General features: G+C 49.3%; 11 protein-coding genes. 5 read left to right on the top strand and 6 right to left on the bottom strand.

The features are described 5' to 3' along the window. Positions 1 to 141 precede the first annotated feature (141 nt). Together atpD and atpC are read left to right on the top strand one after the other, a co-directional pair. Positions 142 to 1,644 (top strand): F0F1 ATP synthase subunit beta, encoded by a 1,503-nt coding sequence (atpD, locus tag GCU44_RS09785; RefSeq protein WP_092173121.1) that lies wholly within the window; start codon positions 142 to 144, stop codon positions 1,642 to 1,644. Positions 1,645 to 1,698: 54 nt separating this feature from the next. Beyond that, positions 1,699 to 1,944, top strand: coding sequence for an ATP synthase F1 subunit epsilon (atpC, locus tag GCU44_RS09780; RefSeq protein ID WP_154856239.1), 246 nt, complete (start codon positions 1,699 to 1,701; stop codon positions 1,942 to 1,944). A gap of 57 nt (positions 1,945 to 2,001) precedes the next feature. Here atpC and GCU44_RS09775 read toward each other — a convergent pair whose 3' ends face one another. The 6 genes from GCU44_RS09775 to GCU44_RS09750 all read right to left on the bottom strand — a co-directional run bounded on the left by GCU44_RS09775 (position 2,002) and on the right by GCU44_RS09750 (position 10,782). Continuing rightward, positions 2,002 to 2,811: an N-acetylmuramic acid 6-phosphate etherase gene (locus tag GCU44_RS09775; protein WP_154856238.1), complete on the bottom strand. Its 810-nt coding sequence runs from the start codon at positions 2,809 to 2,811 to the stop codon at positions 2,002 to 2,004. 129 nt (positions 2,812 to 2,940) lie between these two features. Next, on the bottom strand, positions 2,941 to 5,166 hold the full coding sequence (locus GCU44_RS09770) for a hypothetical protein (RefSeq protein ID WP_241684895.1): 2,226 nt from the start codon (positions 5,164 to 5,166) through the stop codon (positions 2,941 to 2,943). 697 nt (positions 5,167 to 5,863) lie between these two features. Then, complete coding sequence (locus GCU44_RS09765) at positions 5,864 to 7,051, bottom strand: sialidase family protein (RefSeq protein ID WP_154856237.1); 1,188 nt, start codon at positions 7,049 to 7,051, stop codon at positions 5,864 to 5,866. Beyond that, complete coding sequence (locus GCU44_RS09760) at positions 7,048 to 8,100, bottom strand: polysaccharide deacetylase family protein (RefSeq protein WP_394366484.1); 1,053 nt, start codon at positions 8,098 to 8,100, stop codon at positions 7,048 to 7,050. Before GCU44_RS09760 ends, GCU44_RS09765 begins: the two co-directional genes overlap by 4 nt. Positions 8,101 to 8,107: 7 nt before the next feature. Continuing rightward, positions 8,108 to 9,211, bottom strand: a complete 1,104-nt coding sequence (locus GCU44_RS09755; RefSeq protein WP_154856236.1) for a sialidase family protein — start codon at positions 9,209 to 9,211, stop codon at positions 8,108 to 8,110. Positions 9,212 to 9,411: 200 nt separating this feature from the next. Further along, positions 9,412 to 10,782: an alkaline phosphatase gene (locus tag GCU44_RS09750; RefSeq protein WP_241684894.1), complete on the bottom strand. Its 1,371-nt coding sequence runs from the start codon at positions 10,780 to 10,782 to the stop codon at positions 9,412 to 9,414. A 476-nt stretch (positions 10,783 to 11,258) separates the two neighbouring features. On the opposite strand from GCU44_RS09750, the gene GCU44_RS09745 reads away from it, so the two are divergent. The 3 genes from GCU44_RS09745 to GCU44_RS09735 all read left to right on the top strand — a co-directional run bounded on the left by GCU44_RS09745 (position 11,259) and on the right by GCU44_RS09735 (position 14,668). Beyond that, a complete protein-coding gene (locus GCU44_RS09745; protein ID WP_092173105.1) occupies positions 11,259 to 12,116 on the top strand; it encodes an ROK family protein in 858 nt (285 codons plus the stop codon). Between the two features lie 137 nt (positions 12,117 to 12,253). Next, positions 12,254 to 13,501, top strand: coding sequence for an MFS transporter (locus tag GCU44_RS09740; protein WP_154856234.1), 1,248 nt, complete (start codon positions 12,254 to 12,256; stop codon positions 13,499 to 13,501). Positions 13,502 to 13,504: 3 nt separating this feature from the next. Then, entirely contained in the window at positions 13,505 to 14,668 is a 1,164-nt protein-coding gene (locus tag GCU44_RS09735; RefSeq protein ID WP_092173099.1) for a DNA-binding transcriptional regulator, read from the top strand. The last annotated feature ends 67 nt before the right edge of the window (positions 14,669 to 14,735 follow it).

The following is a 14,735-nucleotide window of genomic DNA, read 5'->3' as shown; positions in this document are numbered from 1 at the left end:
TTGTATTAAAAATCTAGTCTTATAAAAATTTGAGGCAAAGTGCATTAATTTTTAAAACATCCTTTGGTATTCAGCAATATTAACTAATTTTGCACTCGAATTAAAAAAAGTATTGTTCCTATTCATCTTATAAATCAAACAATGGCGAATACTGGTAAGATAACTCAGGTAATTGGTCCTGTAGTGGATGTTTCCTTTGAGGGAAGTAAACTGCCAAATATCCTTGACGCACTAGAAATCACAAAAGAAAACGGCCAGACTGTAATTCTAGAGGTACAACAGCACCTTGGAGAAGATCGGGTACGAACCATCGCAATGGATTCTTCGGAAGGCATGGTACGGGGTATGGAGGTTTTGGACCTGGGAGCGCCCATTTCTGTACCTACCGGTGACAGCATCAAAGGAAGATTGTTTAACGTGGTCGGGGAAGCCATCGACGGATTGCCTCAACCCATTAACACGAACCGCTTACCCATACACCGGTCAGCGCCCAAATTTGAAGATCTTTCGACCTCTACCGAGGTATTGTATACAGGAATTAAAGTAATTGACTTGATCGAACCCTATGCCAAAGGCGGTAAAATCGGTCTCTTCGGTGGTGCCGGTGTAGGTAAAACTGTATTGATCCAGGAACTGATCAACAACATCGCTAAAGCCTATTCCGGTCTTTCCGTATTTGCAGGTGTGGGAGAGCGTACCCGTGAAGGAAATGACTTGTTGCGGGAAATGATCGAATCGGGCATCGTGACATACGGCGACGATTTTGTAACGTCACTGGAAGAAGAAGGCGGCTGGGATCTTTCCAAGGTAGACCTGGAAAAATTGCAGGAATCCAAAGCAACGTTTGTGTTCGGTCAGATGAACGAACCTCCGGGAGCCCGTGCACGTGTAGCCCTAACAGGCCTGACCCTGGCAGAATACTACCGGGATGGCGAAGGAGACGGTGCCGGTAAAGACATCCTGTTTTTTATCGATAATATTTTCCGTTTCACCCAGGCAGGATCGGAAGTGTCGGCACTTTTGGGAAGGATGCCTTCAGCTGTAGGCTACCAGCCTACCCTTGCCACCGAGATGGGGGCTATGCAAGAGCGGATTACCTCCACCAAAAATGGATCCATTACCTCCGTACAGGCCGTTTACGTACCTGCGGATGACCTGACCGATCCGGCTCCAGCCACTACCTTTGCCCACCTTGATGCAACGACCGTACTTTCCCGAAAAATTGCTGAATTGGGTATTTACCCTGCGGTGGATCCCCTGGATTCCACTTCCCGAATCCTCGAACCAGGTATCCTGGGAGACGAGCACTACGATTGTGCCACGCGGGTAAAAGAAATCCTGCAACGCTATAAGGAACTGCAGGATATTATTGCCATCCTGGGCATGGAAGAGCTTTCGGAAGAAGACAAGCTCGTCGTGCACCGCGCCAGAAGGGTACAGCGATTCCTATCGCAGCCTTTCCATGTGGCCGAACAGTTTACCGGACTAAAAGGTGTGCTGGTTGACATCAAAGACACCATCAAAGGATTCAACCGAATTATGGATGGAGAATTGGACCATTTGCCGGAAGCCGCGTTTAACCTGGTAGGGAGCATCGAAGATGCCATCGCCAAGGGAGAAAAGATGTTGGCCGAAGTCAAGTAATCCAGTTATTTCCCGAAGCAAAAATCAAATCGTTGCGTCATTTTATTCGTAGGTATGCATTTAGAAATCATCACACCCGATAAAAAAATATTTGAAGGAGAAGTTTCGGAAGCCACTTTTCCGGGAGCCGATGGTTCCTTTCAATTGTTAAAAAATCACGCGGCACTCGTTTCCGCCTTGGAAAAGGGGGCGCTTTCCTACACCACTTCCGAGGGTAAAAAATCGCTGATAGTGGACGGAGGCGTGGTGGAAGTAAGTGATAATAAAATTATCGTACTGGCCGAAAAGGTCATCGGCTGAGTACGTTTTGGGAACGAATAAAAAAAGGGAGGCAATCGTTATTGTCTCCCTTATTTTTTATTTACCAAGCGCATCCAATGCTTTCTTGACCGATCCGTTTTTGGTCAGAATCGCTTTTGCTTTGTCGTAATCCGTAAGGCCAGCCCGCTCCATCAACATCTTTACCGCCCGATCAATGATCTTGTCATTGATAAGCTGCACGTTGACCATTTTGTTGTCCTCTACCCGTCCCATCCGAATCATGCACGTGGTGGATATCATATCAAAAACCATTTTCTGGGCAGTTCCACATTTCATGCGGGTACTTCCGGAAACGAATTCGGGGCCGGTGATAATTTCTACCGGAAAATCCGCCGCCTCGGCGATAGGGGATTCCGGATTACTCACGATGCAACCGGTGCGAATCCCGTTTTCCCGGCAAGCCTGCAAAGCTGCCAATACAAATGGGGTGGTTCCGCTGGCAGAAATACCCAATACAAAATCCGCTGCGGAAACATGCTGATCCTGTAGGGCCTTCCAGCCTGCCTCCCGGTCGTCTTCCTCCTCTTCGCGCGCTTCGATCAGGTGCTGTATACCACCGGCCAGAATCACGTTTACCAAGCCCTTGGGTATGCCGTAGGTGGTTGGTAATTCGATGGCATCCAATACGGATAACCTGCCGCCGCTTCCGGCTCCAAGGTAAAACAGCCTGCCGCCTTGCTCAAGCTTGGATAGAATTCCCTCTATCAAGCGGTTGATCTGAGGGAGCGCTGCTTCGATAGCGAGGGCGACTTTCTTATCCTCCTTATTGATGTTTGCCGTAAGCTCCGCAACGGACATCTTCTCCAGATGCCGGTAAAGGGAAGGTTGTTCGGTAATCTTTGTCATGATGCTGAAGTTACACAAATCGTATAAAATAATTGTTGCACGCCCACTTGGTTTCACTGCCTGTTTTACCAGCAAGGCGGCCCCTCGGCAACCCCGCCCGGCAGTATGCGGAGTGGCAGAAATCGATGTTTACCGAATTACCTGCAAATAACGGCCCATCCAATACGGCAGCAACCATATATCCCCGGCACTGCTTTCCTGGTTTCCGTCCCGCCCACCATCCAGGACAAAGCGGTTGGCATTGTGCCGGCGTATGGGCAATTCGTCGGGCGGCAACACCTCCGCAGTGGACTGGCGGCGAAAATTCTCCTCGAGCAGGACGATGTCCTTTCGGTGACTGTTCTTTGTGGTCCAGTGGATCAGGTCCAGCGGATATTCCTGCAAATACCAGATTGCCTCCTCCAAATCAAAGTTGTCCGGTGAGACCATGGCCGTGAAGATGTTCCAAAGGCCGTCTTTTTCGGGTCGCTCGGCTTCCCAATGATCTACGATAGCAAGCTTGTACTTGCCTCTCAATTCATCGGTAAACGCGTACCGGTATAGCCCCCAGTAACCCAGAAAATACATTTCGTCGTCGGAGTGGTTCCAGGATTCGGAAAGCATGGCAGCCCACTCATCGCTACCTTCCTCTGCCCTGCCAATCTCTTCCATGGGGCGCATGAGGTTTTCGAGATACCCGTGGTTTTCCATGAGGTAATAGGCCTTTTCCTTGTAGATCTCCTTTCCGGTAAAATAATAGGCCGTTTGCAACATGGCCACAATGTTGGAAGAATTTAATTTCCTGTCCCCCACCATGGTAGCAAAACCATTCACGTACTCCGGATTCCACCGGCCCCAGGTGGTGGGCTCACCGTCGTAATCAATCAGGTACCAGTCGTTGTCTACAATGTGTTGCATCAATTCATCCAGCAAACGAATCGCTTTGCCGCGAATTGCTTCGTCCGGTATCAATTCGGCAATGACGCCAAAAACAAATACGTGACCGATGGCCTCATCGCTACTCGTGGTGGCCTTCCAATCCCATTCCGGATCCGAGGCATGCTGCCATCGCTCCGGGTCGGACAAAACATCAATGTACCCGCTTCGTTCGAACGAACGCGACGGAAAACCTGGTACCGGATTAATGGTGTACAAACGCTCCATGGCATCCAGAGATTCCCTCACATGCTGAAGGGCCTCGTCGGAACCCGTTACGGAATACCGAAATACTTCTCCGGCCAGGTACATAGAGGTCCATAACCCATCATTATCCGAATCGGCGAGATAGCCTGTCGACAGGTTGCCATCGCTCATGCCACTAAGTGTAGCATTGAAGCCATTTCTTAGGTGACGGAGGCGGACCTGCTTCTCGAAATAGTCCGCTTTCTCTGCCAGCGTCATCTCCGTAAAAACAATTTGCCCTAACCCCTTTTCTGTCAATACCAGCACGGAACCCTCCGGTCCCTCGGCTATATCCACCACCCGGTTGTCCGGAAGCCAACGTTTACCGTAATAGTAATGGTATCCCCCGTCACGACGAAGGGAAAATGCCCCTTCGGGCGTTCCAAACCAAATCTGTCCATTTACCTCCGCAACCGTTCGAATCTCCGTGACGGGTAGTTTTCTATGAATCTCACCCCCTGCTTTGTTGCTAAGATTGTTGAACTCAATGTATCCATTGGAGGTGCCAATGATGGTCCTGGTGCCGGAGGCCACCACGTCAAAAGCCGTGAAATCCGCCCCTTCAAAGACGAGTTTCAACTCCTCCGTTTCGGGGGAAAAGGTATGGAGCGAAACCGGGGTGAGTATCCAAAAGCGGTCGGTACCCGGTGCATACTTCAAATCCAATACCGGTCCGGAAATTTTGCTCCGCCAAAGCCTTTTGGAATCCTTTAGGTAACTTAACTCTCCCTCACCCGCCAGCAGAAAGTCGAAATCTTCCCCTCCGGCAAACATCCGGGCGCCAGACATTTGGTGCCTGGAAAACAATTCGCCAGCCCAGGCATTGCTAAGTACCGCTTCGTCGTCCAGGTACACCAACTGCTCCCGGTATACCTGAAGGTCCACAATCGCCTTTTCCGCAAGGAATCGATAGGTACCATCAACGGCCAATTCCCCGGGATACAGGAAGGCACCGGCATGGGGATGCAGCAAGCCTGCCGAGGACAGTACCTGTATTTTCCCATTTCGGTCGGTTACTACCTTTTTCAACGGTCTTTGTACATCTTCGTAGCTGTACTTGATACTAAAATCCTGAATAAAGGGGTTGTCCTTCCAATGGCTTTCTCCCTGCCGGGCGGATGCGGTAGAAAAGGAGACCTGCCCGGCTAAAGTCACCAGCAAAGCCAATCCGTAAAATCGCACTATTCTTTTCATAATCAAGATTAAATTATTCGTCTTTTTCGTTTTTTGTTCCAGTAGTTTGCGGCGCCAGAAATCCGCACCTTAATGCAACGGCGCGATCCTGCTCATTCGATATAGGAGCAGCTACCCATCGGCCGCGCTTTGTCCGGACGTACCGTTTTGTCAGGTCTCGTCCAGGATACAAAAGTTTTCATTCGTTCGACGGGCGGCAAAACCGATTCGGTCGTCTGAGCTCTTGGATTCTCTTCGAGACACCGGCCCTTTTTCCGGTGGTTAGTCGCTACATGCTACCGGATAAAATCCAAGGGATGCTGTGTCAGTACTCAACCTGCGTTCCATTTAGCGGTTTGCTTGCCGGGCTCCCACCAACCAAGCCAATATCCCTAGCCACACCCGTCTCGTGTACAGTTGTTCATGGGTGTCAGAGATTCTTTTTTGTGCGTATCACCCAGATCCGGGCAGTAAAAGAAAGAACCGTGTCGGAATGGGAATACGATCTACAGAGAATATCTGGCCATATTACCGGTTTGTAAACGCTGAGTTGCTTAAAAACCGGAACCTGTAAAATAAATTTGTCCGCCCTGCCCAGCGGACAGGAACGGACAAAACTTACCTAACCTAACTACTGAAGTCAAATCAATTCTACCAGTAACGGTTACCGATTTGCTCAATGGTAATACAGCAGACCGGTGAAATAGGGCTACCTTTGCTAGAATTTATTTGGATCGATTTTTAAATATTTTATGGATTTCCCTCCTTCCTGCAGGTGATAAGAATACGTGACATGGATTTGACCTTCGGTATCCTGGATCAGGGCAGGATAGGAAAATCCCCCAAATCCCTTTTTCTCGTCTTCCAGGTACATTTTACTCCGCCAGGTCCGGCCCTCATCGTCGGAAAAATACATGGCTAATTGATACCTGCCATCATCTACGTCGTTTCCCAAAAAAATCCAGCGTCCATCGTCCAGTACCAGCAATTCAACGCTGGCGGTATTGGGGATCGTCGACTTTTCACTGGCAGTCCAGGTCATCCCTTCATCGGAAGAGTAACTCCGCTGTAGGCGGTTCGGCGCGTCACCACTGTCCCGCATAAAGGCCACAATTTCTCCATCCTTCCGTTGCGCGAGGGCAGGCTGTATGGGACCCCTCCCGACGATGGGCTTACTTTCCGTCCAGGTTTCCCCGTCATCGTCCGAAATAGCCAATATGGAAAAATTAAATCCATCGGAATAAAGGGGCAACAACAATCGCCCCGAGGGTAAGGTCAGGGGCTTGATGCGAGTCATCCAACCAATACTGGTCTTTTTAGCATCCGTACTTGCCTCAATGATCATCTCGTCGTACAGGGGCGCATATTCTGACCAACCGGCCCCGGTCGCTGGCAGTTTCTTAAATTTCTTAACTACTTCCTGATGGAAGGAATCCCCGGGTTTCAACAAGATATTGTCCTGCCAGTCCCACATGGGCGCACCGGCATTATCGTAAGCGGTACTGGTTCGCAACCGGAGTATGGACTGCTCCCAGCGGTTTGCCTGCACGGCGATCCAGACCAGAAACAGCTTTCCTTCTTGATTTAAGAATAGTACCGGATTGCAATCGGGAAGACCGGGCGTATCTGCCATTAGAAATGGTGCGCCCCACTGGGTATCGCGTTTCCTCAGCCGGGCCCCCATGATGCGGACATCATCCGCGGTTCGCTCCCCGGACCCTTCAAACCAGGCTGCTAGCATATCTCCATTTGGTAAGGCGACGATACTGCTTCCATGCACGTGCTTTTCCTGAAGGGGAAAAATCAACTGCTCTTGCACCACCACCTTTTCTTTTGGAATGTATTGTGCTTGCAGGGGAAAACCCGCCAACATCAACCAAAGCACTATCCACCGCGTCTTTTTCATCGGGCCTTTTTCCTTCTATCCATGACTTCTTGCCAGGTAGTCAAAATTATTCCTTCCGCTTCAATGTACCGCTGCAGTTCCGGGTCGGTCATCGCAAGCATGTCTGCATACCGCGACCCTCCCGAGGAACTGATCCGATCAAAGACCTTTCGGTCACCGTTGCTGTGAACGATGATCATGGCCAACCCGGGTTCCATTTGAGACAGCACCTCTTTGAATTGCGCAACCTTGTACTTGCCCCATTCGGTATCTTCCACCGCTCCGTCTGGCTTCCAGTTACCACTTACCGTATGCAAATCGTCCAAAACCGGCAGGCCAGCCGACCAAATTTGGGCCCCCACTTCCGGGGCCTGTTCCAATAGTGGGTTTCCCGGGAGTTCCATTCCCTCCCGGTAGCTTCCTTCCTTTTTTAGTTGCTTGACGAGGTTGTCGTTCATGGAAAGCCTGAGCAGTTTGTTATTGCCCCCGGGAAACATCACCGGAATGCCGTAATCCACCCCTACCTTTATGTACCGCTCCAAAAACGGCGGATGGTAGAAGAGTGTGCCCATGTGGCTGTCCATATGCGTGGGACGGAGTCCCATCTCTAGAGCCCGATCTACCTGAGCCCGCAGCTCTCGTTCCACCTCATCCGCACTTGCATTCCGCACCACTTCCGCTACAGACGGCCAAAAGGCCCCTTCATTATCGACCAAACCGGGCACTGCATCTTTTCCCGAAAGTGGATGCCAGCGGTAATCTTTCCACTCGGATGTAAGCGTCAGGTGAATACCCGCATCCATGGGTTCCTGTAGCGCTACCTTTACAAAACTCGCTGCCCAGGGACAAGGCATCATGATGCTGCACGAAGTAGCCACTCCGGATTGAATGGATTGAATGGTTCCTTCATTGGACTCGTAAGACATGCCCGCATCGTCCACATGAAAAATCACTACTTTTGCACCCGATGGATACCCCAGTTTCTCGGCATACGTCGTTTCTTGTTGTCCTAGTACCAGCTGGCCGGCCAGTAGCATCAGGCAGCCGGAAATCACATACTTTTTCATCATTCGTTTATCAAATTCCTTCCAATTTTCCTTTCCAAAACGCTACCCGCTGCCTGTTCCAGGTGTAACAGGCCACCAAATGGCCGTCCTCGTAAAACATGGCTGGATAGGAAAGCTCATCCTCCTCTCCTACCCCTTTTTCAATATCAAATGTCTGACTCCAACTGTGCCCGTTGTCCAGCGATACCGCGACCGAAATGGGGTACCGCGCACCCCAGTTTTCGGACACCGGATTATAGATGACTGCAATCTTCTCGCCTCCCAAATGCGCCACGTCAATGCCGCTATTGTTGTTGGGTAAACTGGTTTCGGTAATTTTCGACCAGGTTTTTCCATAATCTTCGGAATCTGCCCGGCAAATATTTCCCGAACTGCTGCGCATCAACATGTGTACGTGCCCGGGTTTGGATTCCCAAAGGGCCGGCTGGATTACGCCCTCTCCCGTAATTTCGGAACGGTCCATGTCCAGCTTGTCGCTGGCCTCCCAAGTCTTGCCTCCATCTTCCGAACGGTCTACAAAGACCGTCCATACCTTGTTTTTTTCGTCCGATGACGGTGCCAGCCAGGTGCCGTCGGAAAGTACCAACATGTGGTTTCTGACCGGCCCCCTGCCCCCTTTATCTCCAGGCACCAATTCTCTGGCCTCCGACCAGGTCTCGCCGCCATCTTCGGAAACCTGCACCCAGGTTTCCCAAAAGTCGATTTCTTTCCCCACTTTAAAATACAAATAGACCTTGCCGTCGGGCGCATTGAATAGGACGGGGTTCCAGTGAGGGTCGTTACGAACCTTCACCAATAGCTGTGGTTCGGACCAATTCCCCGGTTTTCCTTTGGCGGTCCAAATACCCACATCGTCGTGCTTTTCGTGGGACCCTGCAAACCAGGCGACCAAATATTTTTCCTCACCCAGCGGAATCATTGTCGAAGCATGGCACTGTGCAAAAGGCCGGTCGTCGGTAAAAATATGTTCGTACGCAATGCTGCTTACCCCTACTTCCTTCATGGTCTCCTTTCCTTCGTACTCCCGCTCGGAAGCGTCTGACTCCGGGCCGCCGCAGGACAAGGAACCCAACAGGACTGACAGAACGCCAATGCCTCTTATAGAATGTTTCATAATTACGTATTTTTGGTATGTCGCTTGTTTGAATATTTTTGGTAAAAAGGGCTTCTTTCGCCGGCATATGTTGAAAGGCTGCAAAACGTTAACTCGACGAAAGGTGACGGATTTTCCGGACCTTTGGCCCGCTTTGTTTGCTTCTCCGGCGCCCGGACCCCGGCCACCAAAGACTCCCTTCTGCCAGTGAAGGGATATCTCTAGCCGGCGTAAGTCAACGCAGGCACCTGCGCCGCATCCAACATAAAATTGTGCAATTTATAGTTTTCGATGTAGGCGGGTAGGTTTTCACTCCCAGGCCCATACATAGCCAGTTCCACATGATCGGCAGAATGCCCGGTCCCTGCCCAACCTATTCCGGTATGCGCGTACTGTAGCTGCGCATACAGGTGATTCGGCACCTTGGTAGAACCGTACAGGCCGTCCGTACTGGTTCCCCGGTAACTTTTCATCAACGCGTCAATTTCTTCTTTCTTCAATTGAAGCCCCTGATAGGTTTCGATAAAATCCGCTACCTGTCCGGCCGTATTATCAGGTGATAACTGGCTCAACACCCATTCGTTGGAATGGGAGGTGGTATACAGCCTGGAGAATTTATCCGCCGCAAAAAGCCCCGGATTGGCATTCCCATGATCGGTTGTCATGATTACCAGAGTCTCTCCGTCCTTTGCAGCAAAATCCAAGGCTATACCCACGGCTTCATCAAAATCCAATTGGTCGTAAAGCAAGGCAGGTGCATCGTTGGCATGCGCAGCCCAATCCACCTTCCCTCCTTCGATTTGCATGGCAAAACCCTTCGGATTCTGAGAAAGAATTTCAATTGCTTTTCGGGACATTTCTGCCAAAGAAGGTACCTTCTTTTTTAACTCCGGGTCGTTCTCCCGGTCAATGGCGTACGGCATGCCCCCCTCACTGTAAACACCCAATACCGGCTTGTCTCCATTCAAGTCCATCATTTGGTCCCGATCCCTGACTACCGAAAAGCCAGCTTTTTGGAACGCTCCAAATAAGTCACGCTTGTCTTTCCGCATAGAAGCGTCAAAGACCTCCGCTCCTCCACCCATCATCAGGTCAAATTCGAGTTCAAGGTATTTCGCCGCGATTTCGGGCATGGCACTCCTGCTTTTCTCGTTTACGCAGAAGGATGCAGGAGTAGCATGGGTGATTTGGACCGAAGTCACGCAACCGACCGATTTTCCTGCATGCTTAAATTTTTGCAGAATCGGAACAGGAAGCTCCCCCTTGGGCCCTACATTCAGCGAACCGTTTGGTACCCGCATGCCTCCACCCCAGGAACTCCCGGCAGCAGCCGAATCCGTCACAAGGGAATTGGAAGAAGCCGTATCCATAAGTGCCCTTTTGGCAAATCCTCCCTGGTAGTAACTCATCCACCGGCTCTTTTTTCCTTCTTTCTGCCGCAACAGCAGGTCTGCCATCGTAAGTGTTCCGGTACTCATGCCGTCGCTTACGAGAAAAATAATGTTCTTTGCCTGTTTCCGAAAGGCCCGAACTGGGGGCTTACTTAACCCCAACGTTGGATTCAGGACACCAAATCCTATTGATGCCAACATACTTTTTGAAAAAAATTCCCGTCGTTTCATAGGTGTATCATTTGTTTTTTCGCGGCCATAGTAAATCTCCGCTTGTTTGATAATCGTTCCTTAGAGTCTCACCTGCCTCAGGCCCGTCTGCCTCAGGCAGGCTCAATTTGATGATTGATTTGTGGTCAACTGCTAGTTAATTGTTGCAAGACTTTTTTTTTGGGAAACCACATTCTCTCCCATCTTATTCCGGCTCCACTGGTAACAATACCCATTTTTTGTCAATTGTACTAGTAAAAAAAACATCGTTCCAAAAATAGTACATACCCATAAATCCAAGTATAACTGCTACACGGAATGGTGAACTTGCTAGTATTACTAACTGAAAACCAATTAGATGGAGTCGTGCACCGCACACACCCGAAGTCAGGTAGTGATTTGTAAAATAGGTAAATTAAAATATATTTGTTGTTTCTTTTTTATAAAAACTCACCCTAAGTAGCGAAATGAACATAGGAATAGATTTAGGAGGAACAAAAATCCAGGTAGGTATTGAGAAAGAGGGAAAGATTATCCACAAAACCAAGGCCTTACTGAAAGAAAAAGACGACCTCGAGTCAACCTTAAATCAGGTGAAGCAGTTCATTGAGCCACTGACCCAACATAAGGTAGACGGGATTGGCATTGGTGTCCCCTCGGTGGTGGATGTAGCAAAGGGTATCGTCTACAATGTCACCAATATTCCGTCCTGGAAGAAAGTGAGCCTAAAGGATATCCTGGAGGATGAATTCAAACTTCCCGTTTTTGTAAACAATGACGTCAATTGTTTTACGATCGGTGAGCACAAGTTTGGCCTGGGCAGAGATTATTCCTGCATGGTGGGCATGTCCATAGGTACGGGCCTGGGTTCAGGCATTATCATCGGAAACAAGCTATATGCCGGGACCAATTGCGGCGCTGGAGAAATTGGTTTACTTCCCTACAAAGATAAAAATATCGAATACTACGCAAGTGGGAATTTTTTTAGTGCGTTTCATCAAACCACCGCACTGGATGCGTTTAACCAGGCGGAGCGCGGCGATGAAAAGGCCTTGGAGCTTTGGGAAGCGTTTGGCTACCATTTTGGCGCTGCCGTACAAGTGGTCATGTATACCTATGACCCCGAAGCCATTGTGATTGGGGGCTCAGTCGCAAACGCCTTTCCCTATTTTGAGGCGAGTATGAAAGCGAGTTTTAGCGATTTTATTTATCCAGAGTCCATAAAAAAGTTGAAAATTCACCTAACAAAGAATGAGGACATCGCCCTGTTGGGAGCCGCAGCCCTGGTCGACTTATCCCTGGAGCATGCAAACGGACTGGTTTAGGTGACCGGTTTCGTGGTTGGCCTCAAGAACTCAGGACCGGTACCAATGCGTGCGGAACCAGGCCGATACAACCTCCCCGATCAAACCTATCATTCCCGAATTTAATGGCTACCTTCATCCTTTGAAATACCAACGCTATGAAAAAAAACAACCTGATCGTTGCGCTCATCCTACTTATATTTTTTGTGATCTCATTCCTCACCAACATCCTTGGACCGATCATTCCGGATATCATCGACAGCTTCACCCTTAGCATCGGATTGGCAGGATTTTTACCTTTTTCCTTTTTTGTTGCCTATGCGGTCATGTCCATTCCCTCGGGAATCCTGGTAGAAAAATACAAGGAAAAGAAAATGCTCGTGGTAGCCTTTGCATTGGCTTTTGCGGGGGCGCTGGTCTTCGCCTTGATTCCCAGTTTTAGTATTGCACTAACATCCCTGTTTATCATCGGCATTGGAATGGCCATTCTACAGGTAGTAATCAACCCGTTGCTTCGGACCGCCGGGGGAGAAGCACATTTCGCATTTAACTCGGTTTTGGGTCAATTGGCTTTTGGTGCCGCTTCATTTCTAAGCCCCATGCTTTACAGTTACCTGGTTACGCGTATCCATACCGGCGATCCCGGGGCCTTATTTTCATTTTTAGACGGGATGGTGCCTGAAAACCTCAAATGGGTTTCCCTCTATTGGGTGTTTGCAGCCATTTCTTTTGTAATGGTTATCGTGGTGTACCTGGCTCGCTTTCCCAAGGTGGAGTTAAAGGAAGACGAAAAAATCGATATTGGCGTGGCATTTAAGGAACTACTATCCAATAAATACGTCATTCTATATTTTCTGGGCATTTTCTCTTACGTGGGAACGGAGCAGGGAATCGCGAATTGGATATCCAAGTTTTTGCAAACCTATCATGGCGTAGATCCTGCCACCACGGGGGCTTCGGTAATCTCCTATTTTTGGGGATTGCTCACCATTGGCTGTTTGTTGGGGCTATTGCTGCTCAAATTTATGGATAGCCGCACCGTTTTGGTAGGATTTACCTCTGGGGCCATCATTGCCTTATTGGCGGCGTTATTCGGACCGGTTTCCTGGGCGCTGATTGCCTTCCCTTTAACCGGGTTCTTTGCATCGGTGATGTGGTCCGTCATTTTTTCCCTGGCTCTCAATTCTGTTTCACAGCATCACGGCACTTTTTCTGGCATTCTTTGCACCGGTATTGCCGGAGGAGCGGTGGTCCCATTAATTGTCGGGGGATTGGCAGAGCTGGTCGGACTTAAATTGGCCATGCTGTTTCTTTTGGTTACCTTAGGCTACATATTAAGCATAGGCCTATGGGCCAAACCACTGGTAAGCAATGCTACCAAAAGTATCAAAGACATCTTTAAGTAAAGCATGTACAAAATCATCCTTTTGCTGGACTTTGCCGAAGAATATAGTAAAAGCTTACTGAAAGGTATTTCCAAGTACTCAGCCGAACATGGCCCCTGGACCTACTGCCGGATGCCTTTGTATTACCGGGAGACGATTGGGATCAAAGGGATACTCGACTGGGCAAAAGAATGGGGAGCGCATGGCATCATCGGTCAGCTTTACAATGAGATGGACCTGAAACTGATCATTGATTCGAAAATTCCAGTGATTGCCCAGGATTTTAAGGAGCGGTTTAGCGAACTTCCCAATATTACCGGGGCCTACCACGAAGCGGGACAAATGGGTGCGGAATACTTCCTTAAAAAGGGCTTTAAAAACTTCGCCTTTTATGGATTCAACGATATCGTCTGGTCCCGGGAAAGGGCCGAAGGTTTTGAAAAGAAAATCAACTCGGTCGGTTTCAAGGTGAATTACTTCGAACACCGCAAATCCCGCTCCACCGATCTTTGGTACTACAAAAGTAACTCTCTGAGCAAATGGCTCATCTCCCTGCCCAAGCCCATCGCGCTCATGACCTGCGACGACAATCAGGGTCTGCACATTACCGAGGCCTGCAAGCAAAATAAAATCCGGATACCGGAAGAAGTGGCGGTACTGGGCGTGGACAACGACGAAATGCTATGCGATTTGTCCGACCCTCCCCTCTCGAGCATCGGCCTGGACATTGAAAAAGGAGGCTACGATACGGCCAAACTCATGGAAACCATGATCCAAAACGGGGCGGATCACTACTACGACATCCACGTAAAGCCCACCCAGATCATTACCCGGCAATCTACCGACATCTATGCCACGAATGACGATTACATCGCCTCCACGCTAAAGTACATCCATAAAAATATCGAAAAGAACCTACAAGTCGACGAGGTGGTCCGGCAGGTGCCGCTTTCGAGAAGAAGCCTGGAAAAGCGGTTTCACCAAATTACCGGATACCCGATTTATAAGTACATTTTTAACCTGCGCATTGAAAAATTTACACAGAAACTGCTGGAAACGGATCAGACCGTTTTTGAAATTGCACTGGATTTGGGCTTGAACGACAGCAAAAATATCGCCAGGCAATTCAAGCAAGTCAAGGGCTGCAACCCCATCGAATACCGAAAAAGGTACCTCGCTGGCAAGTGAATTGCTGATCAAGCCCTCCAAGCTGCGGTTTTATGAAGAAAACCGGCTGCGGGAATGGTACAATTAC

It is taken from the genome of Cyclobacterium xiamenense (assembly GCF_009467825.1).
Classification (GTDB): domain Bacteria; phylum Bacteroidota; class Bacteroidia; order Cytophagales; family Cyclobacteriaceae; genus Cyclobacterium; species Cyclobacterium xiamenense.
This window is presented reverse-complemented; position numbering and strand designations above follow the sequence as displayed.

Excerpts from the sequence above, each read along its gene's own strand:
- GCU44_RS09740 (WP_154856234.1), top strand. The coding sequence starts at position 12,254 with ATGAAAAAAAACAACCTGATCGTTGCGCTCATCCTACTTATATTTTTT.
- GCU44_RS09750 (WP_241684894.1), bottom strand. The coding sequence starts at position 10,782 with ATGTTGGCATCAATAGGATTTGGTGTCCTGAATCCAACGTTGGGGTTA.
- GCU44_RS09755 (WP_154856236.1), bottom strand. The coding sequence starts at position 9,211 with ATGAAACATTCTATAAGAGGCATTGGCGTTCTGTCAGTCCTGTTGGGT.
- atpC (WP_154856239.1), top strand. The coding sequence starts at position 1,699 with ATGCATTTAGAAATCATCACACCCGATAAAAAAATATTTGAAGGAGAA.
- atpD (WP_092173121.1), top strand. The coding sequence starts at position 142 with ATGGCGAATACTGGTAAGATAACTCAGGTAATTGGTCCTGTAGTGGAT.
- GCU44_RS09745 (WP_092173105.1), top strand. The coding sequence starts at position 11,259 with ATGAACATAGGAATAGATTTAGGAGGAACAAAAATCCAGGTAGGTATT.
- GCU44_RS09775 (WP_154856238.1), bottom strand. The coding sequence starts at position 2,811 with ATGACAAAGATTACCGAACAACCTTCCCTTTACCGGCATCTGGAGAAG.
- GCU44_RS09765 (WP_154856237.1), bottom strand. The coding sequence starts at position 7,051 with ATGAAAAAGACGCGGTGGATAGTGCTTTGGTTGATGTTGGCGGGTTTT.
- GCU44_RS09735 (WP_092173099.1), top strand. The coding sequence starts at position 13,505 with ATGTACAAAATCATCCTTTTGCTGGACTTTGCCGAAGAATATAGTAAA.
- GCU44_RS09760 (WP_394366484.1), bottom strand. The coding sequence starts at position 8,100 with ATGATGAAAAAGTATGTGATTTCCGGCTGCCTGATGCTACTGGCCGGC.
- GCU44_RS09770 (WP_241684895.1), bottom strand. The coding sequence starts at position 5,166 with ATGAAAAGAATAGTGCGATTTTACGGATTGGCTTTGCTGGTGACTTTA.